At 71.4% G+C, this 17,844-nt stretch carries 19 protein-coding genes; 15 read left to right on the forward strand and 4 right to left on the reverse strand.

The window, feature by feature from the left end:
- Nucleotides 1-7 precede the first annotated feature (7 nt).
- The 10 genes from HHX31_RS20280 to HHX31_RS20325 all read left to right on the forward strand — a co-directional run bounded on the left by HHX31_RS20280 (nucleotide 8) and on the right by HHX31_RS20325 (nucleotide 8,303).
- On the forward strand, nucleotides 8-736 hold the full coding sequence (locus tag HHX31_RS20280; protein ID WP_249346170.1) for an ABC transporter ATP-binding protein: 729 nt from the start codon (nucleotides 8-10) through the stop codon (nucleotides 734-736).
- Nucleotides 733-1,467, forward strand: a complete 735-nt coding sequence (locus HHX31_RS20285) for an ABC transporter permease (RefSeq protein WP_169949859.1) — start codon at nucleotides 733-735, stop codon at nucleotides 1,465-1,467. The genes HHX31_RS20280 and HHX31_RS20285 overlap by 4 nt, the downstream gene beginning before the upstream one ends.
- A gap of 104 nt (nucleotides 1,468-1,571) precedes the next feature.
- A complete protein-coding gene (gene proC / locus HHX31_RS20290; protein WP_169949860.1) occupies nucleotides 1,572-2,366 on the forward strand; it encodes a pyrroline-5-carboxylate reductase in 795 nt (264 codons plus the stop codon).
- Between the two features lie 60 nt (nucleotides 2,367-2,426).
- A complete protein-coding gene (locus HHX31_RS20295) occupies nucleotides 2,427-3,590 on the forward strand; it encodes an acetoin utilization protein AcuC (protein WP_169949861.1) in 1,164 nt (387 codons plus the stop codon).
- Nucleotides 3,591-3,641: 51 nt separating this feature from the next.
- A complete protein-coding gene (locus HHX31_RS20300; RefSeq protein ID WP_169949862.1) occupies nucleotides 3,642-4,421 on the forward strand; it encodes a phosphatase in 780 nt (259 codons plus the stop codon).
- A 313-nt stretch (nucleotides 4,422-4,734) separates the two neighbouring features.
- Nucleotides 4,735-4,938 (forward strand): helix-turn-helix domain-containing protein, encoded by a 204-nt coding sequence (locus HHX31_RS20305; protein ID WP_030456159.1) that lies wholly within the window; start codon nucleotides 4,735-4,737, stop codon nucleotides 4,936-4,938.
- Nucleotides 4,939-5,092: 154 nt separating this feature from the next.
- A complete protein-coding gene (locus tag HHX31_RS20310) occupies nucleotides 5,093-5,191 on the forward strand; it encodes a 30S ribosomal protein bS22 (protein WP_018654693.1) in 99 nt (32 codons plus the stop codon).
- A 71-nt stretch (nucleotides 5,192-5,262) separates the two neighbouring features.
- Nucleotides 5,263-6,297, forward strand: a complete 1,035-nt coding sequence (locus HHX31_RS20315; protein ID WP_169949863.1) for an NAD-dependent epimerase/dehydratase family protein — start codon at nucleotides 5,263-5,265, stop codon at nucleotides 6,295-6,297.
- Nucleotides 6,297-7,199, forward strand: a complete 903-nt coding sequence (locus tag HHX31_RS20320) for a lysophospholipid acyltransferase family protein (protein WP_169949864.1) — start codon at nucleotides 6,297-6,299, stop codon at nucleotides 7,197-7,199. The genes HHX31_RS20315 and HHX31_RS20320 overlap by 1 nt, the downstream gene beginning before the upstream one ends.
- 81 nt (nucleotides 7,200-7,280) lie before the next feature.
- Nucleotides 7,281-8,303 carry an alpha/beta fold hydrolase gene (locus HHX31_RS20325; protein ID WP_169949865.1) on the forward strand — a complete coding sequence of 341 codons (1,023 nt, stop codon included), beginning with the start codon at nucleotides 7,281-7,283 and terminating at the stop codon, nucleotides 8,301-8,303.
- A gap of 19 nt (nucleotides 8,304-8,322) precedes the next feature.
- Here HHX31_RS20325 and HHX31_RS20330 read toward each other — a convergent pair whose 3' ends face one another.
- The 3 genes from HHX31_RS20330 to HHX31_RS20340 all read right to left on the reverse strand — a co-directional run bounded on the left by HHX31_RS20330 (nucleotide 8,323) and on the right by HHX31_RS20340 (nucleotide 10,772).
- Nucleotides 8,323-9,192, reverse strand: coding sequence for an HAD family phosphatase (locus tag HHX31_RS20330; RefSeq protein ID WP_169949866.1), 870 nt, complete (start codon nucleotides 9,190-9,192; stop codon nucleotides 8,323-8,325).
- Nucleotides 9,193-9,258: 66 nt separating this feature from the next.
- A complete protein-coding gene (locus HHX31_RS20335; RefSeq protein ID WP_169949867.1) occupies nucleotides 9,259-10,008 on the reverse strand; it encodes a DUF5667 domain-containing protein in 750 nt (249 codons plus the stop codon).
- A 116-nt stretch (nucleotides 10,009-10,124) separates the two neighbouring features.
- The gene (locus HHX31_RS20340; protein ID WP_169949868.1) at nucleotides 10,125-10,772 is read right to left on the reverse strand and encodes a sigma-70 family RNA polymerase sigma factor; all 648 of its coding nucleotides are present in this window, start codon (nucleotides 10,770-10,772) and stop codon (nucleotides 10,125-10,127) included.
- A 181-nt stretch (nucleotides 10,773-10,953) separates the two neighbouring features.
- Between HHX31_RS20340 and HHX31_RS20345 the strand changes: the two genes are divergently transcribed.
- Nucleotides 10,954-12,573, forward strand: coding sequence for a hypothetical protein (locus tag HHX31_RS20345; protein WP_169949869.1), 1,620 nt, complete (start codon nucleotides 10,954-10,956; stop codon nucleotides 12,571-12,573).
- A 269-nt stretch (nucleotides 12,574-12,842) separates the two neighbouring features.
- On the opposite strand, the gene HHX31_RS20350 is transcribed toward HHX31_RS20345, so the two are convergent.
- Entirely contained in the window at nucleotides 12,843-13,091 is a 249-nt protein-coding gene (locus tag HHX31_RS20350) for a glutaredoxin family protein (RefSeq protein ID WP_169949870.1), read from the reverse strand.
- 194 nt (nucleotides 13,092-13,285) lie between these two features.
- Between HHX31_RS20350 and HHX31_RS20355 the strand changes: the two genes are divergently transcribed.
- The 4 genes from HHX31_RS20355 to HHX31_RS20370 are packed head-to-tail and all read left to right on the forward strand — an operon-like array spanning nucleotide 13,286 to nucleotide 17,802.
- Nucleotides 13,286-13,984, forward strand: coding sequence for a redox-sensing transcriptional repressor Rex (locus HHX31_RS20355; RefSeq protein WP_169949871.1), 699 nt, complete (start codon nucleotides 13,286-13,288; stop codon nucleotides 13,982-13,984).
- A 25-nt stretch (nucleotides 13,985-14,009) separates the two neighbouring features.
- The gene (locus HHX31_RS20360) at nucleotides 14,010-15,308 is read left to right on the forward strand and encodes a glutamyl-tRNA reductase (RefSeq protein ID WP_169949872.1); all 1,299 of its coding nucleotides are present in this window, start codon (nucleotides 14,010-14,012) and stop codon (nucleotides 15,306-15,308) included.
- A 35-nt stretch (nucleotides 15,309-15,343) separates the two neighbouring features.
- Nucleotides 15,344-16,216 carry a hydroxymethylbilane synthase gene (gene hemC / locus HHX31_RS20365; protein WP_211590065.1) on the forward strand — a complete coding sequence of 291 codons (873 nt, stop codon included), beginning with the start codon at nucleotides 15,344-15,346 and terminating at the stop codon, nucleotides 16,214-16,216.
- A 20-nt stretch (nucleotides 16,217-16,236) separates the two neighbouring features.
- Nucleotides 16,237-17,802, forward strand: coding sequence for a uroporphyrinogen-III synthase (locus tag HHX31_RS20370; protein WP_169949874.1), 1,566 nt, complete (start codon nucleotides 16,237-16,239; stop codon nucleotides 17,800-17,802).
- Nucleotides 17,803-17,844 lie beyond the last annotated feature (42 nt).

Here is a 17,844-nt window from a genome sequence, read left to right on the forward strand (position 1 = left end):
TCAACGCATGATGAATTTATCCGATCCCGCGATCGCCGTACGCGATCTGCGGGTGTCGAGGGGCGGGGCGGAGGTCCTGCACGGCCTCACCTTCGAGGTGCCCCGGGGACAGGTCACCGGCCTGCTCGGGCCGAGCGGCTGCGGCAAGACGACGCTCATGCGGGCGATCGTGGGCGTCCAGATCGTCGGCGGCGGCGAGGTGAGCGTGCTCGGCGAACCGGCCGGGAGCGCGGGCCTGCGCCGCAGGATCGGTTACTCCACCCAGAGCCCGGCGGTCTACCGGGACCTGACCGTGCTGGAGAACCTGCGCTACTTCGCCGCCGTGCTCGGCGCGCCGAAGGACGACCCCGAGCGGGTGCTCGCGGAGGTGGGGCTCGCCGACGCCGCCGGGCAGCTCGCGGCCACGCTCTCGGGCGGTCAGCTGGGCCGCGCCGGGCTCGCCGCGGCCCTGCTCGGCCGTCCGGAACTGCTCGTGCTCGACGAGCCGACGGTCGGGCTCGACCCCGTGCTGCGGCAGGAGCTGTGGACGCTCTTCCACCGCCTGGCCGAGGGCGGCACCACAATCCTTGTCTCCAGCCACGTCATGGACGAGGCCGCGCGGTGCGAGCGGCTGATCGTGCTGCGCCAGGGGGAGATCCTCGCCGACGACACCCCCGGCGCCCTGCGCGCCCACACGCGTACGACCGACCTGGAGGAGGCGTTCCTGCGCCTGATCGAGGAGAGGGCGGCGGCATGAGTCTCGCGATCACGCTCGCCACCGCCAGGCGGATCATGACCCAGCTCCGCCACGATCGGCGGACGGTCGCGCTGATGGTCCTGGTGCCGACGCTGGTGATGATCCTGCTCTACTACGTGATGGACGACGAGCGTGCCTTCGGCCACTGGGCGCCGATCCTGCTGTGCGTCTTCCCCTTCCTCGTGATGTTCCTCATCACCTCGATCGCGACCCTGCGCGAGCGCACGTCGGGCACGCTGGAGCGGCTCATGGCGATGCCGCTCGGCCGGCTCGACCTCCTCCTCGGCTACGGCCTCGCGTTCGGGCTGGCGGCGTGCGCCCAGGTGGCGCTGGCGCTGGCCGTCTCCCTCACCTGGCTGGGCCTCGACCTGCCCGGCCCGCTGTGGCCGCTGGTGCTCGTCGCCCTGCTCAACGCCCTGCTCGGCACCGCGCTCGGCCTGCTGTGCAGCGCCTTCGCCCGTACGGAGTTCCAGGCCGTGCAGTTCATGCCGATCGTGATGATCCCCCAGATCCTGCTCGGCGGGATCCTCGTGCCGCGCGGGCAGATGGCGACCGTGCTGGAGTGGGTCTCGAACGTGCTGCCCATGTCGTACGCGATCGAGGCGATGGCGCACGCGGTCGCGGACGCCGGCCCGGGTGGCGAGTTCTGGCGCGACGTCGCCGTGGTGGCGGGGTCGGCCGTACTGGCCCTGCTGCTGGGCGCCGCCACGCTGCGCCGCCGCACCTCCTGACCGAATCCCCGTACGCGGGCGGCGCGGCCCGGCGGGTTCGGCTCCGTCCCGCGAGGTCGGTAGGCTGCGGTGAGATCCTCGGCGGACCCGGAAGAGGTGCAGGGATGATCGCGATTCTCGGGACCGGAAAGATGGGCGAGGCCCTGCTCTCCGGGCTGGTGCGCGCGGGGCTGCCACCAGAGGAGATCGTGGCGACGGCCCGCAGGCCCGAGCGGGCCGAGGCGCTGCGCGAGCGGTACGGCGTGCGCGTCGGGAGCAACGCCGAGGCCGCCAAGCTGGCCGACACGCTCATCCTCGCGGTCAAGCCGCAGGACATGGACGCGCTGCTGACCGAGGTCGCCCCGCATGTGGCCGCCGACCGGCTGGTGATCTCGGTGGCGGCCGGCATCACGACCGCGTTCGTGGAGGCGCGGCTCGGCGACGGCGTCGCGGTCGTGCGGGTCATGTCCAACACCCCCGTCCTGGTGGACGAGGCCATGAGCGTCATCTCGGCCGGGGCCAACGCATCCGAGGAGCACCTCAAGCGCACCGAGGCGCTGCTCAACCCGGTCGGCAAGGTGCTGCGCATCCCGGAGAAGCAGCAGGACGCCGCCACCGCGCTGTCCGGCAGCGGCCCCGCGTACTTCTTCTACCTGGTCGAGGCGATGGTCGACGCCGGGATCCTGCTGGGCATGCCGCGCGCCGCCGCTCTCGACATGGTCACGCAGTCGATCGTCGGCGCCGCGATCATGCTGCGCGACTCCGGGGAGCACCCGGTGATCCTGCGCGAGGCCGTGACCTCGCCCGGAGGCACCACGATCGCCGCCATCGCCGAACTGGAGCGCCACAAGGTGCGGGCCGCGTTCCTCGACGCGATCGAGGCCGCCTGCGAGCGCAGCCGCCGCCTCGCCGCCGGCTGAGGCCGACACACCCCCGTACCGCGGGGTTGTTCGCGATCAGCTGTGCGGTAGCGTCGCGGCATGAGCAAGGCAGTGCGGGTGGTATGGGACGAAGATCTGCTCTCCTATGATTTCGGGCCAGGCCATCCGCTCGCGCCCGTACGCGTCGAGCTGACCATGGCACTCGCCCGCGACCTGGGCGTGCTCGACGCCGCGGAGATGATCGGCTGCGTCCCCGCGACCGAGGACGAGATCGCGCTCGTGCACACCCGGGACTACATCGAGGCGGTCAAGAACGTCTCCAAGGACGGCCGCCCCGCACTGCGCTACGGGCTCGGCACCGAGGACAACCCCGCCTTCGCGGGCGTCCACGAGGCGGCCGCCCTGGTCACCGGGGCGACGCTGGCCGCGGCCAGGGCGGTGTGGACGGGTGAGGCCGAGCACGCGGTCAACGTCGCGGGCGGGCTGCACCACGCCATGCCCGGCGCCGCCAGCGGCTTCTGCGTCTACAACGACCCGGCCGTCGCCATCGCGTGGCTGCTGTCGCAGGGCGCGACCAGGATCGCGTACGTGGACGTGGACGTGCATCACGGCGACGGCGTGCAGACGGCGTTCTACGACGACCCGAGGGTGCTCACGATCAGCCTGCACGAGAGCCCGGGCACGCTGTTCCCCGGCACCGGCTTTCCCCAGGAGACCGGGGCGGAGGGCACGGCCGTCAACGTCGCGCTGCCGGCCGGGTGCGGCGACACCGAGTGGCTGCGCGCCTTCCACGCGGTGGTCCCGCCGCTGCTGCATCACTTCCAGCCGCAGGTCCTGGTCACCCAGCAGGGCTGCGACAGCCACGCCCTCGACCCGCTGGCCAACCTGATGCTCAGCCTCGACGGCCAGCGCACCGCGTACGCCGCGCTGCACCGGCTGGCACACGAGACCGCAGGCGGCCGGTGGATCGCGGTGGGCGGCGGGGGATACGAACTGGTCCAGGTCGTGCCGCGGGCGTGGACCCACCTGATCGCCGAGGCGGTGGGACGCCCGGTGGACCCGTCGACCGAGACGCCGGAGACCTGGCGGACCTTCGCGCGGGAGCACACCGGGGAGATCCCGCCCCTGCGGATGACGGATGGGCGGCATCCGCGATGGCGTGACATATCGGAGGGGTACGATCCAGCCGACGCCGTCGACCGGGCCGTCATCGCGACCAGGAAGGCGGTGTTCCCCTTCCACGGGCTGGACCCCATGCCGTGACGCCCGAGGGGAGCCCGGAATCACGCCGAGCCGAGGAGCGCTGTACCTCTCGTGACCCTTCCACCCTCCCGAGCCGAACTGCGCGAACACCTCGTCAGGACCGCCATCGCCGGTGACGTGGCGACCAGCCGTGAGAACAACCTCGATCACTACAGGTCGCTCGCGCTGCGCGACCCGCACTACCTCTTCGGGCTCAGCTTCGAGGGCGAGTGGTCCTACCGCGAGGTGCTCGCGCTGATGGCCGAGAAGGCGGGCGTGGCCGCGGACCCGGAGCACCGCGAGGGTCCCGACACCATCGACCCGGAACGGACCATCGACGCCACGGAGGAGATGGGCGAGCGGATCGCGAAGGCGCTGCGGCGCGGCTCGCCCCGGATCGTGCTCGCCACCGGCCACCCGACCGGCCTGCTCACCATCCATCTCGCGCTCGCCCGGTTCCTCGCGGAGAAGGGGGCGACCCTGCTCTTCCCGGCCGAGGGGTGGTCGCACATCAGCGGCCTGGGCCGCCGCAGGCACATCCGCTATCTGGACGGCGTGGCGATGCTGGAGGATCGGGGCACGTTCGTCCACACCCACGAGGCCGAGCCGATGCGGGCGATGCTGGACGAGGAGCGGCCCGACCTGGTGATCGCCGACCACGGCTGGGCCGGCGCCGCGGGCGAGGCCGGGGTCGAGACCGTGGGCTTCGCCGACAGCAACGACCCCGCGCTGTTCGTGGGGGAGGCGGAGGGGAAGATCGCGGTCGCCGTCCCCCTCGACGACAACGTGCTTCCGCGCTATTACGCTCCGTTGACGGCGTACCTGCTGGCCCGGGTCACCCGGAGCCTCTGACTTCCCCTTCCGGACCTCCCAAACCGGGCATTTCGCGCCCGCTTTTGTGCCTCTGTGCCGACCGATTGCCAACTTTTTTGTGTGCCTGGGCGACTCTAATGGGAGAGAAGTTGGTCCGTTCCAAGGGTGAGGCGAGGGGCACGGTCCGGCTGCTGCCAGCGAGTTTCCCGGTTTCGACGGCATACGGCTCAGATGACTGATGGAATGAGGGGTTTGCCTAGCCGAAGTCCGGACTTACGCTGACGGCAGTACACGTGCGTGAGCAATGGCACCAGTGGGGATAACCCGTAAACACGTGCGGAAGAGGCGTCCGATGGGTGCAGGCGAAAGACCTCTCAGCGAGGTGAAGTTCTTGACGGTGGCCGAGGTCGCGACCGTCATGCGGGTGTCCAAGATGACCGTGTACCGGCTTGTGCACTCCGGCGAGTTACCGGCCATCCGTGTCGGCCGGTCGTTCAGAGTGCCCGAGCAGGCGGTCCACGACTACTTGCGGGACGCGTTCATCGAAGCAGGGTGAACCGGCCCGGAGGCCGCGTTTGACGGTGACGTGGCTTACTCCCGGCCGACGCGGGGTCCCCGGGGGAGCGATCTACCATGGATCGCCGGTAGTCTGTTGAGCCGGTGTGCGCTCGCGCGCCGGTTCGACAGTCACACCTTCACCTGGGGGTCCCGTGGGCTCTGTGATCAAGAAGCGCCGTAAGCGCATGGCCAAGAAGAAGCACCGCAAGCTGCTGAAGAAGACCCGCATCCAGCGGCGTAACAAGAAGTAGCCGAGACGGAGCGCGCACCGGTCCTCAGGGACCGGGCCACCGTGAACACGCACACCCCCGGCGAGGCCTCGATGACTCGTACTGTGCTGGTCACCGGCGTCTCCGGGCACATCGGCGCTCGTGTGGCGACCTCACTCGCGGCCGACCCGGAGATCGACCGGGTCATCGGCGTGGACACGGCGCCGCCGCCATCCCCTGCCGGGGAGGACGGCGCGGTGCTCGGCCGCACCGAGTTCGTCCGGGTCGCGTTGCGCGGTCCCGACCTGGTCAAGGTCATCAGGGACGCCGACGTCGACACCGTCGTGCACCTCAGCCTGGTCAGCGGCCCCGGCGGCGGCCGGGCCGGTGGCAGGCCGGCGATGAAGGAGCACAACGTCGTCGGGACGATGCAACTGCTCGCGGCGTGTCAGCGCTCCGCCACGGTGCGCCGGGTGGTCGTGCGGTCCACCACGGCCGTCTACGGCTCCTCACCCCACGCGCCGGCCGTGTTCACCGAGGACACCATGCCGGTCGAGGTGTCCCGTCACGGCTACGCCAGGGACGCCACGGAGATGGAGTCGTACGTGCGGGGCTTCGCCCGGCGCAGGCCCGACGTGACGACGACCACACTCCGGTTCGCCAGCCTCATGGGGCCGGGCGTCGACTCGCCGCTTACGCGGTACTTCTCCCAGCCCGTGCTGCCCACCGTGCTCGGGTTCGACCCCCGGCTGCAGTTCGTCCACGAGGACGACGCGGTCGAGGTGCTGTGCCGTACGGCGCGGGCCGACCACGCCGGCGTGTTCAACGTCGCGGGCGACGGCATCCTGCTGCTGTCGCAGTGCGCGCGGCGCACGGGCCGGCCGGTGGTGCCGATGCCGTCTCCCGCCTTCCGCCTCGTCAGCGGGATCGCCCGCGGCGCGCGGCTGGTGGACTTCTCGCCCGAGCAGCTGTCACTCATGAGCCACGGCCGCGCGGTGGACACCACCAGGCTCGCCGCCGAGCTCGGCTGGCGGCCGAAGTACAGCACGGCGGCGGCGTTCGACGACTTCCTCCGCTCCCTGGGCGGCCCGGGCGAGCTGCCGCGCGCCGTGGTCGACTGGCTGGGCCATCTCGTGACGGGACGCTGATGGACGACTTCCGGGACCGGCGCACGGCCGGGGCCGCGACCGGTGGCACGGCCGGCGGCAGGGCGGAGGAGCGGCTCGCCGAGCTGTTCTCCTTCCTGCGGCGCAGGATCACCGGCGACTACGAGGTCGACGAGTTCGGCTTCGACCCCGAGCTCAACGAGAAGGTGCTGCTGGAGGCGGTCCGCCCGCTCTACCGGCACTGGTTCAGGGCCAAGGCACTCGGCCTCGGCAACGTGCCTGCCGACAGCGGCGTGCTGGTCGTGGCCAACCATTCCGGCACGTTGCCCGTGGACGCGCTGATGCTGCAGGTCGCGATGCACGACGAGCTGGGCAGGTCGCTGCGCCTGCTCGGCGCCCACCTGGTCTACCAGCTTCCCGTGCTCGGGCACCTGGCCCGCAAGTCTGGGCACACGCTCGCCTGCCCCGAGGACGCCGACCGGCTGCTGCGCAAGGGCGAGGCCGTCGGCGTCTTCCCCGAGGGCTTCAAGGGCATCGGCAAGCCCTTCTCCGAGCGCTACCGGCTCCAGCGGTTCGGCCGGGGCGGGTTCGTCGCGTCGGCGATCAGAGCCGGCGTGCCGATCGTCCCGTGCGCCATCGTGGGGGCGGAGGAGATCTACCCCAAGATCGGCGACCTTCCGTCGCTGGCCCGCCTGCTCGGCCTGCCGTACCTGCCGATCACGCCGCTGTTCCCCTGGTTCGGGCCGCTCGGCATGCTCCCGCTGCCGTCGAAGTGGCTGATCGAGTTCGGCGAGCCGATCAGGACCGACCAGTACGCCCCGGAGGAGGCCGACGACCCCATGCTGGTCTTCGACCTGAGCGACCACATCCGGGAGACCATGCAGCGGCAGCTCGACGCCCTGCGGCTGCGCAGGGGGCCGGCGTTCCCCCCGATCGCGATGTGAGGACCCTGCCCGGGAGGCGGGCCGGGTAGGGCGACCTACTGGTCGGTATGGTGTGCTCACCCTCACCCCCGGAGAAGCACCATGCACAAGGGCAGTAAGGCCGCCCTCGCCGGGCTCGCCCTCGGTCTTGCGATCGGCACCGCGCGACGCGTACAGGTGGCACGCGCCAAGGCCGCGCAGGCTCCGCCCGCCCCGCCCGCGCGCCGGGCCACGGTCACGACCGACGACGGGGTGAGCCTGGCCGTCGAGATCGACGACCACCCCGATCCCCGCTGCGCCGTCGTCTTCGCGCACGGCTGGCTGATGAACCGGCACTGCTGGCAGCCCCAGCGGGAGGCCCTGGCGGGCCTTGGCACGCTCGTCTTCTACGACCAGCGCGGGCACGGCGACTCCTCGCCCGGGGCGCGGGAGGCGTACACGATCGACCGGCTGGGTGACGACCTGGCCGCCGTCATCGAGGCCGCCGTGCCGGACGGGCTGCCCGTCGTCCTCGTCGGCCACTCGATGGGCGGCATGACGATCATGGCGCTCGCGGACCGGCATCCCGGCCTGGTCCAGTCGCGGGTGGCGGGCGCGGCGCTGCTCGGCACCTCGTCGGGCGGGCTCGACTCCGGTTCCTTCGGCCTCCCGGGGCCGCTCGGGCGGCTGGCTCCCCGCGTCACGACGTCGGTGTTCGAGAGCATGCCGGCCCGCGCCTCGGCCATCGACGCGCGTCCCCGGCTGAAGCGCTGGACGAACCGGATGGTGATCCGCTACATCGCCTTCGGCAGGGGCGCGAGCCGCCGGCACGTCCGGGCGGTGAACGCGATGGCCGCGGCGACGCCCACGGAGGTCATGGTCGGGTTCTTCCGGGAGTTCCGGGCACTCGACAAGCACGCCGCGCTGAAGGCGCTGGAGACCACGGAGACGCTCGTCATGGTGGGAGAGCTGGACCGGCTCACCCCGCTCGCCCACGGCAGCAGGATCGCCAGGGCGTTGCCCGGGGCCAGGTTCGTCCGCGTCCCCGGCGCCGGGCACATGATCGGCTACGAACGCGCCGAACTGGTGAACCGGGAGCTGGCCGGCTTGATCGTACGGGCCGTGGCGGACCGCCACGCGGCCTGACAGCCCCTCACGGCCGGGGTCAGACGGGGGAGCGGTAGTGGCGGCGCAGGGCGATGCCCGCGGCGACGCCGCCCGCGATGGCCCCCGCCGTCGCGGCGATCGGCAGGCCGATCATCGTCGCCTTCCTGCCCGTGCGGAAGTCGCGGATGCCCCAGTCGTTCTCCCTGGCGTGCTCGCGCAGCTCGCTGTCCGGGTTGATCGCGTACGGGTGCCCGACCAGGGAGAGCATCGGCAGGTCGTTGGCCGAGTCGCTGTAGGCCGAGCAGCGCGCGAGATCGAGACCCTCGCGGCGCGCGAGCGCCCGGACCGCCTCGGCCTTGGCCGGGCCGTGCAGCAGGTCGCCGACGAGCCTGCCTGTGTAGGCGCCGTCGGCGGTCTCCGCGACCGTGCCGAGCGCGCCGGTGAGCCCGAGCCGCTGCGCGATGACGCGGGCCAGCTCGACCGGAGTGGCGGTGACCAGCCACACGCGCTGCCCCGCGTCGAGGTGCGCCTGGGCCAGCGCCCGGGTGCCCTGCCACACCCGGTCGGCCATCACGTCGTCGTAGATCTCCTCGCCGAGCCTGACGACCTCGTCCACCTTGAGCCCGGCGACGAAGGCGAGGGCCATCTCCTTGGCCTTCGCGATGTGCTCGGGGTTCTCGTTGCCCCGCACCCGAAACCACGCCTGCCCGAGCGCGAACTTCATGAGGTCACGGCTGGTGAACAGGCCGCGCGCCGCGAGTCCCCGGGCGAAGTGGTAGATCGAGGCGCCGCGCATCATGGTGTTGTCCACGTCGAAGAACGCCGCCGCGGTGAGATCGGGGACGACCTCGGGGGCGGACACCGCCGCGGCGGCCGCCACTTCACCGGCGATTTCCGCCGCTTCCCGCCGTCGCAATAGCCGCCTCATGACTCATCAGCTTATCCGCCGGACGGTGCCGTGAACGGGACCAGGGTGTGAGCGTGACATGACGTGTCAGCGTCCGGAACCGGTGAACGAGTCGATATAACTCAGGTATTGGTTCGCTTTGTCGCGGTTTTCCTGGTCGAGTTTCGGCAACAGCGGCTCCACCAGATTGCGCTGCTCACGGGCGAACTTGCGGGCGTCTCCCGAGGTTTGTCCAGGCCGGGCCACCCGGCTGAGCGCCGACCTGGTTGTCGTCTCCATGTCGTCGAGCGTCTGCGCGATCAGCCTGCGGCTGTCCGGGGCCGACGCGCCCACCAGCGAGGCGGTCTCGGCCGCGCGCTGCCGTGCCGCCACCATCTCCCGCCTCGCCAGTTCCTGCTCGTCGTAGGAGAGGTCGAGCACCGTCGCCTCCGCCAGTCGCTTCAGCGGGTACAGCGACTCGCCGGGCACCGAGTGGTATGTCCGCACCCCGGTCCAGAACATCCCTCCCAGCAGGACGCCGAGCACCAGCAGGGGGCGCAGCCGTACGAGCAGGGACGGGCGGGGCCGCGGGCGCGGGGGCTCGGCGGCGGGCGGCGTCGCGTGCCTGCCCGCGGCGCGCTCCGCCGCGTGCGCGCGCATCAGTTCGGCCCGCAGCCTCTCGCGGAACTCCGGCCTCGGACCGCCGTCCAGTCGCGAGCGCACGCCGGTCAGGCGCGCGACGACGCCGCGCGCGCGGGCCGCGGGCCCGCGGCGGAACGGAACCCGGCGGCCGGAGGCATCGCGGGCGCGGGCCCCGGACCCGCCACGGGCCCGGCGCGAGGGTCGCCACCCGCCCATCACCGCTCCTGCCATCCCCCGGTTGACGCCCGGCGGAGGTCCGCGCGCGGAACCCGCCTGAAGATCCGACCTGCCACATGCCCAACGACGGGACGCGGGGAATGGTTACGGGGATGTCAGCCGAGATCCTCGGGGAGCGCCCGGGCGAGCGCCTTGATCGCCCGGAACTGCAGCGCCTTGATCGCCCCCGACTTCTTGCCCATGATTTTCGCCGTCTCGGCGAGCGACATCCCGTGCAGGAAGCGCAGGATCACACATTCCTGCTGCTCAGCGCCGAGTTGCTTGATCGCCTGCATGACCCGCTCGTTGACCATGTTCGCGACGACCGCGTTCTCCGGGATGTGCGGGCCGTCCAGGGGCGTGTCGAGTATTTCGGCGGTGGTCACCTCGAGACGGTTGCGGCCCGACTTGTAGTGGTCGGTGACGAGGTTGCGGGCGATGGTGACCAGCCAGGCCCCGAAATCGCGGCCCTGCCAGGTGAACTCGGAGATGCCGCGCAGCGCCCGCAGGAACGTGTCGCTCGTCAGGTCCTCGGCCAGCGCATGGCTGCCGACCCGGAAGTAGACGTACCGGTAGACCAACTCCAGATAGTGGTCGTAGAGCACGCCGAACGCCTCGCTGTCGCCGGTCTTGGCGCGCAGCACGAGGCTTCGCATCTCGTCGTACTCGTGCTCGCGGTCGTAAAGACCGGCGGAACCCGTGGATTGCGCTGCTCCTGCGGTGGCCGGAGGGGACAGCCCGGCCAACGGCCACGTATTCGGCATCCGTTATCCCATGGGGGAAGGGGAGTCGGCGTGCTCGAACACTCTAGAAATCAACCGGAGATAACACAATCCGTTCGGGTGGACCAATCCCGTACGGGTGGGGAGACGCCGAGGGTGACATTCCCGTACAGGGCGACCGGCTACCCGTCAGGAGCCGATGTCCGGCAGCATGGGTGGCACCATGGAAGTCCTCGTCGCACTCCTCGCGTTCGCCGGCGCGCTGCTCGCCGGCATCACCACCGGCGTCCTCGTCGGGCGTCTCCGTGACGAGCCGGCCGGTTGGCTGATCGCGTGGAGCATCGCCACGGGCGCGCTCACGTTGTCGCTCGGCGCCATCGCAGTCGGCCACCTCACCGGTTTCGGTCCCCTGATGTTCCGGACGTACCAGATCACCGGGTCGCTGCTGGCGCCGCTGTGGCTGACGATCGGCGTCATCCAGCTCCTCGCGGAGAAGGGCGGTGCCCGCTTCGCCGGCTGGCTGCTCGGCGCCGCGCTCACCGTCGTGGGCACGGTCATCATGGTGCTCGACCCCGTCGTGACCGCCGGGTTCGGCAAGACGCTGCCCGACGGGCCGGCCCACTGGGACCTCTGGCCGGAGTGGCTGCTGCGGGGCGTACACGGCCTGGTGATCTTCCTGCTCCTGCTCCTCCTCGCCATGGCCTTGCTGGCGTGGCGGGACGGCGACGAGTACGACGTCGACAACATGAACGCCACCGTCGTGATCGCCCCGGCGGGCATGGCCGTCGCCGGCGTGCTCGAATTCGGGCTTCCCGGGCTGGTCGTCGTCGTGGTGCTGGCCGCCACGGCGGGAGGCGTCTGGTACGCCGTGGCCCGTCCGCTCGCGCCGTACGAGGACGAGGACGAGGATGACGAGGCGCCCGCGGAGGAGTGGCAGGGGCGGCGCGGCGGACGGGCCGACAGCGCGCTGCGCGCCGAGACCCGTGTGCCGTCCGCGCCATCCGGTCCGCCGACGCCGCCGCGCGGGTCCTATGGAGGCCACCCCGGCGGGCCGGGAGCGGTTCCGGCCGGAGCTCCCGGGATGCCGGGCGTCCCCGGAGCCGCGGGGGCGCCGCGGCGGTCGGGGCTCGGCGACCTGGTGGCCGAATACCGCGCGGGGGAGCAGGGCGAGGTCGACTACGCCGCCCGCATGCGGCCCCCCGACGGCCGCCGGTCCGCCGACGACTTCGGCGGGCCCGCGACCGGCCAGCTTCTCGCCGCCGACCAGTACGGCCAGCCGCGCCGGCCCGAGTACGGCATGCCCGCGGCGTCTCCGTCCGAGCCCGACCGGGCGATGCCGGCCACGGGGGCCCTGTATCCCGGCGCGGAGATCCCCGACCCCGGCGACCTCGCGGCGAGCTTAGGTGTGGGGTTCGGCGGCAGGTCACGGCCGCCCATGAACCGTCCCGCCGACGTGCTGGGGGACCGGCAGGCGGCCAGGCCGGCCGGTCAGGGGAGCTCGGTGAAGCCGGCCCCGGGCATCTACGGCCTGCTGACCGTGTTCACGCTGCTCGACGGCACGGGCGAGGCGTTCGACAAACTGGCCGAGGAGACGGTGCAGGCCGTCCAGCGCAACGAGCCCGACACGCTGCTGTTCGTCTGCCACGGCGTCAAGTCGGCGCCGCTCCAGCGCATCGTCTACGAGCTCTACCGGGACGAGGTCGGCTACGGCGAGCACCAGCGCCAGCCGCACATGGAGCGCTTCGCGACCGAGCGGGTGAGATACGTGCTGGCGGCCAACGTGATCGAGCTCACCGTCAACGCCGCCAAGGTCGTCCCCCTCCCCACCCGCCACCTCCCGTGATCTTGTAGTTTGTCGCAGGCATGGGGGATGACCTGCGGTGACGACCTTCGGGATCATGCACTCCGCCTGGGGATGCGTACGCTGACCTGCGGAAACGCGATTCGTGATCTTGCGATTTCCTGATACTGCAAGATCACGAATGATGTAGCCGCAGGTAGGCGGGCCTTTTGGCGGCCGTACTGCATGGTCACGGAAATTAACGTCGCAGGTGGGAGTGGGTCGCTGCGACAAACTACAAGATCACGGCCGGTGCCTAACCCCCACCCCGCTCACCGGGTGAGGGCGGTGCGGAGCCGGTTCTCGTTCACCCGCCAGTAGTCGTGCTGCACGCCGTCGATCAGTACGACGGGGATCATCTCCCCGTACTCCGCCTGGTCCTCCGGCGAGGCGGTGATGTCGCGTTCCTCCCAGGGAACGCCCAGTTCCGCCGCCACGCGCCCGACCACCTCGCGGGCGTCGTCGCACAGATGGCAGCCGGGCTTGCCGAGCAGCGTGATCCGGTGATCTCGAGGAGCCATGCTCTCGATTATTGCGATCCTTGTGGCCCGGAATGGAGACCGGCGTCCCCTCCTGGGACCCTTGGATGCATGGTAGGCGGCGCTCGATCACTTTGTGCATCGCTTCACAAAGGCACTAACCTGGTATTCATCCTTCGCATCCGCTGCGCGGCCGGGGGCGCAACCGGCCGTCCGTCCCCCTGGAGCCCCGGCAAGTGATCCGCCGTATCCCGCAGGACCGCGACCGCGGCATCCCCGACGCCACCGTGGCGAGGCTGCCGCTCTATTTGCGTGCGCTCAACGGCATGGCGGAGCGGGGCACGGCCACGGTGAGCTCGGAGGACCTGGCGCTCGCCGCCGGGGTGAACTCCGCGAAACTCCGCAAGGACCTGTCCCACCTCGGGTCGTACGGCACCCGGGGCGTGGGCTACGACGTGCAGTACCTCATCTACCAAATATCGCGTGAGCTTGGTCTCACTCAAGACTGGGCAGTGGCCATCGTGGGGGTGGGAAACCTCGGCCGGGCGCTGGCCAACTACGGCGGCTTCGCCTCCCGTGGATTCCGGATCGCGGGCCTGCTCGACGCGGATCCGCACGTCGTGGGCGACCGAATCGTCGGTCTCGTCGTTGAGCACACGGACGAATTGGAGTCGGTGATCAAGAAGCGCGGGGTGTCGATCGTGGTGATCGCCACCCCTGCCACGGCGGCGCAGCAGGTTTGTGACCGTGTCACCGCGGCCGGTGTCACGAGTATTTTGAACTTCGCCCCTGTCGTCCTGGCTGTGCCTGACGGCGTGGACGTCCGTAAAGTCGATTTATCCATTGAACTGCAGATACTTGCGTTCCACGAGCAGCGTAAGGCTAATGGAGGGCCCATCATGGCCGAGGAGTGGCCGGACGGGGTGGTCATGTGAGTGAGCCATCGATCGGAGCGAGCTCATGAGTGTCCTCGTCGTCGGCCTGAGCCACAGGACCACACCTGTCGCGCTGCTCGAACGTGTCACGGTCAGCGGGGACGCGCTCGTCAAGCTGCTGCACGACGTGCAGGCGGACGAGAACGTGTCCGAGGCGCTGGTCGTCTCGACGTGCAACCGCGTCGAGGTCTACGTCGTCGTCGACCGTTTCCACGGCGGCGTCACGGCGGTGACGAACATGCTCGCCGCTCACTCCGGCCTCCCGCAGGAGACGCTCGCGCGGCACCTGTACGTGCACTACGAGGACCGCGCGGTCCAGCACCTGTTCACCGTCGCCTGCGGGCTCGACTCCATGGTCATCGGCGAGGGGCAGATCCTCGGCCAGATCCGCGGCGCGCTGCGCCTTGCGCAGGAGCAGGGCACGGCCGCGACCACGCTCAACGAGCTGGCCCAGCACGCGCTGCGCGTGGGCAAGCGCGCCCACGCGGACACGGGCATCGACCGGGCGGGGGCGTCCCTGGTCGGGGTGGGACTGACGCTCGCCGAGCGGGTGCTCGGCCCGATCCCCGGCCGGCGCGCCCTGGTCGTGGGCGCGGGCTCGATGAGCTCGCTGTCCGTCGCGACGCTGTCCCGCGCGGGCCTGACCGGCGTCGTCGTCGCCAACCGCACCCGCGAGCGGGCGGAACGGCTCGCGGAGACGGTCGGCGGCCGGGCCGTCGACCTGGCCGACATCCCCGCGGAGCTGGCGGAGGCCGACATCGTCATCTCCTGCGTCGGCGCGGGGACCCGCACCGTCACCCCCGAGATGATCGGGGACCGCGATCGCCCGCTGTTCCTGCTCGACCTCGCGCTGCCGCACGACGTGGACCCCGGCGTACGGGCCCTGCCCGGCGTGACGCTGGTCGACCTCGAGTCGATGCAGCAGGACGGCGTGGGCGAGGACGTCTCCGACGGCGGCAGGGCGGAGGCGATCCGCGAGGTCAGGCGCATCGTGGGCGAGGAGGTCTCCGCCTACCTCGACTCGGCGCGGGCCGCGCTCGTCACTCCCACGGTCGTGGCCCTGCGCAGCAAGGCCGCCGGGGTCGTCGAGGCCGAGATGGGCCGGCTGCTGTCGCGCCTGCCCGACATCGACGGGCGGATGCGCGAAGAGATCGGTCAGACCGTGCGGCGGGTCGTGGACAAGCTGCTCCACGAACCGACCGTACGGGTCAAGCGGCTGGCCGCCTCACCGGGCGGCGACCAGTACGCGGAGGCGCTGCGCGAGCTGTTCGGCCTCGATCCCAAAGCGCCCGACGCCGTCGCCGGCCTGGAGGTGGAACAGTGACCGTCCCGCTGCGGCTCGGCACCCGCAAGAGCCTGATGGCGACCTCGCAGTCGCAGATCGTCGCCGACCGGCTGACCGCCCTGACCGGGCGGGCCGTGGAGCTCGTCGGCGTCACCACGTTCGGCGACGTGTCCCGGGCCCACCTGACCCAGCTCGGCGGCACCGGCGTGTTCGTGAACGACCTGCGCGGCAGGCTGCTCGCCGGCGAGGTCGACTTCGCGGTCCACTCGCTGAAGGACCTGCCGACCAAGCCGGACGGGCGGATCGCGATGGCGGCGATCACGCGGCGGGACGACCCGCGCGACGCGCTCGTCGGCCCGGTGAAGCTGCACGACCTGCCCGCAGGGGCCCGCGTCGGCACCGGTTCGCCGCGCCGGGTGGCCCAGCTGCGGCTGCTCAGGCCGGATCTCGAGTACGTGCCCATCAGGGGCAACGCGGACACCCGCATCGGCAAGGTGACGTCGGGTGAGCTCGACGCCATCGTGCTGGCCGCCGCAGGGCTGGCCAGGATCCGCCGCGACGGGGAGATCGCCCAGGTGTTCGAGGTCGGTGAGATGCTGCCCGCTCCCGGGCAGGGCGCGCTCGCCGTCGAGTGCCTGGCCGACCGCGATGACCTCATCGAGTTGCTGGGCGCCGTCGACGACCCGCTGACGCGGGCCGCGGTGGACGCCGAGCGCTCGGTGCTCGCCGCCCTCGAGGCCGGTTGCGCGGCCCCGGTAGGTGCTTTCGCCTCCGGTGACGGGCACATTCTCAATCTGACCGCCACCGTCGTCGGCGTCGACGGCGCACGGTCGGTGCGCAAGTCCACCTCCGGACCCACTTCGACGGCCGTGGAGATGGGCCGCGATCTCGCGGCAGCCATGATCGCCGAGGGGGCCGACACGTTGATGGGGGAGCAGGCCCGTTGAGCCCCGCGAATCACAGCACAATGACCCGGTCCGGGTTCGTCGCCTTCGTCGGCGCCGGCCCCGGTGACGAGAACCTGCTCACGTTGCGTGGCGCCGACCTGCTGGGCAGGGCGGACGTCGTCGTGCTCGACCGGCAGGCGTACGGCGCGCTGCTGCGCCACTGCCGCGATGACGTCGAGATCGTCGACATCTCCGCCGACGCCGCGGAGAACTCGGTCTCGCTGAAGACCATCCAGGCCGCCAAGGCGGGCCGTACGGTCGTGCGGCTGTGCTCGGGCGACCCGTCCTTCTTCTCCTCCGTCACCGACGAGGTGGCCGCCTGCGCCAAGGCGGACGTGGACTTCGAGATCGTGCCCGGTGTGCCGCCGGCCACGGCCGTGCTGACCTACGCGGGCATCCCGCCGGCGGCGTCGGTGCCGGAGTTCCGGATCGTGGACGCCGCGCAGGTGGACGACTGGTCGAAGCACGCCGCGTGCGAGGGCACGCTGGTGATCTACAACGGGGTCGCGGACGCGGTCCCGATCGGCAAGGCGCTGATCGCCGCGGGCAAGCCCGACTCGACGCCGGTGGCGGTGACCAGCGACGGCACGACCACCGAGCAGTACACGGTGGCTTCCACGCTCGGACGGCTCGGCCCCGACCTGAAGCACGCCGGCATGACCGAGCCCGCGCTGATCGTGGTCGGCGACGCGGTCGGCATGCGCGAGCGGCTGTCCTGGTTCGAGACCAAGTCGCTGTTCGGCTGGCGGGTCCTGGTGCCGCGCACCAAGGAGCAGTCGAAGGGCCTGTCGGAGCAGTTGCGCTCGTACGGCGCGGTGCCCGAGGAGGTGCCGACGATCTCCGTCGAGCCGCCGCGTACGCCGCAGCAGATGGACCGCGCCATCAAGGGCCTGGTCACGGGCCGCTACGAGTGGGTCGCCTTCACCAGCGCCAACGCGGTCAAGGCGGTGCGCGAGAAGTTCGAGGAGTACGGCCTGGACGCCCGGGCCTTCGCCGGGCTCAAGGTCGCCGCCGTGGGCGAGGCCACCTCGCGGGCACTGGTGGAGTTCGGCGTGAAGCCCGACCTCATGCCGACGGGCGACCAGTCGTCCGAGGGCCTGCTGGCCGAGTGGCCGCCGTACGATTCGATGCTGGACCCGATCAACCGGGTGCTGCTGCCGCGGGCCGACATCGCGACGGAGACGCTGGTGGCGGGCCTGACCCAGCTCGGCTGGGAGTGCGACGACGTGACGGCCTACCGGACCGTGCGCGCGGCGCCTCCGCCGGCTCCGATCCGCGAGGCGATCAAGGGCGGCGGGTTCGACGCGGTGCTGTTCACGTCGTCCTCGACCGTGCGGAACCTCGTCGGCATCGCCGGCAAGCCGCACAACGTCACGGTGATCGCCGTCATCGGCCCGCAGACGGCCAAGACGGCGGAGGAGTTCGGCCTGCGGGTCGACGTGATGGCCGACAAGCCGTCCGCCACGGCCCTCGCGGCCGCGCTGGCGGACTACGGTGCGAAGATGCGGCACGCCGCGGTCTCGGCGGGCGAGGTGCCCCGCCGGCCGTCCCAGATGCGCAGGGGCGCACGGCGGCGCGTGAAATGAACTGAATCGGGCGTACGGCCCGCGGGAGTCGCTCCCGCGGGC

The organism is Microbispora sp. H11081 (assembly GCF_012999535.1).
In the GTDB taxonomy this organism is placed as follows: Bacteria; Actinomycetota; Actinomycetes; order Streptosporangiales; family Streptosporangiaceae; genus Microbispora.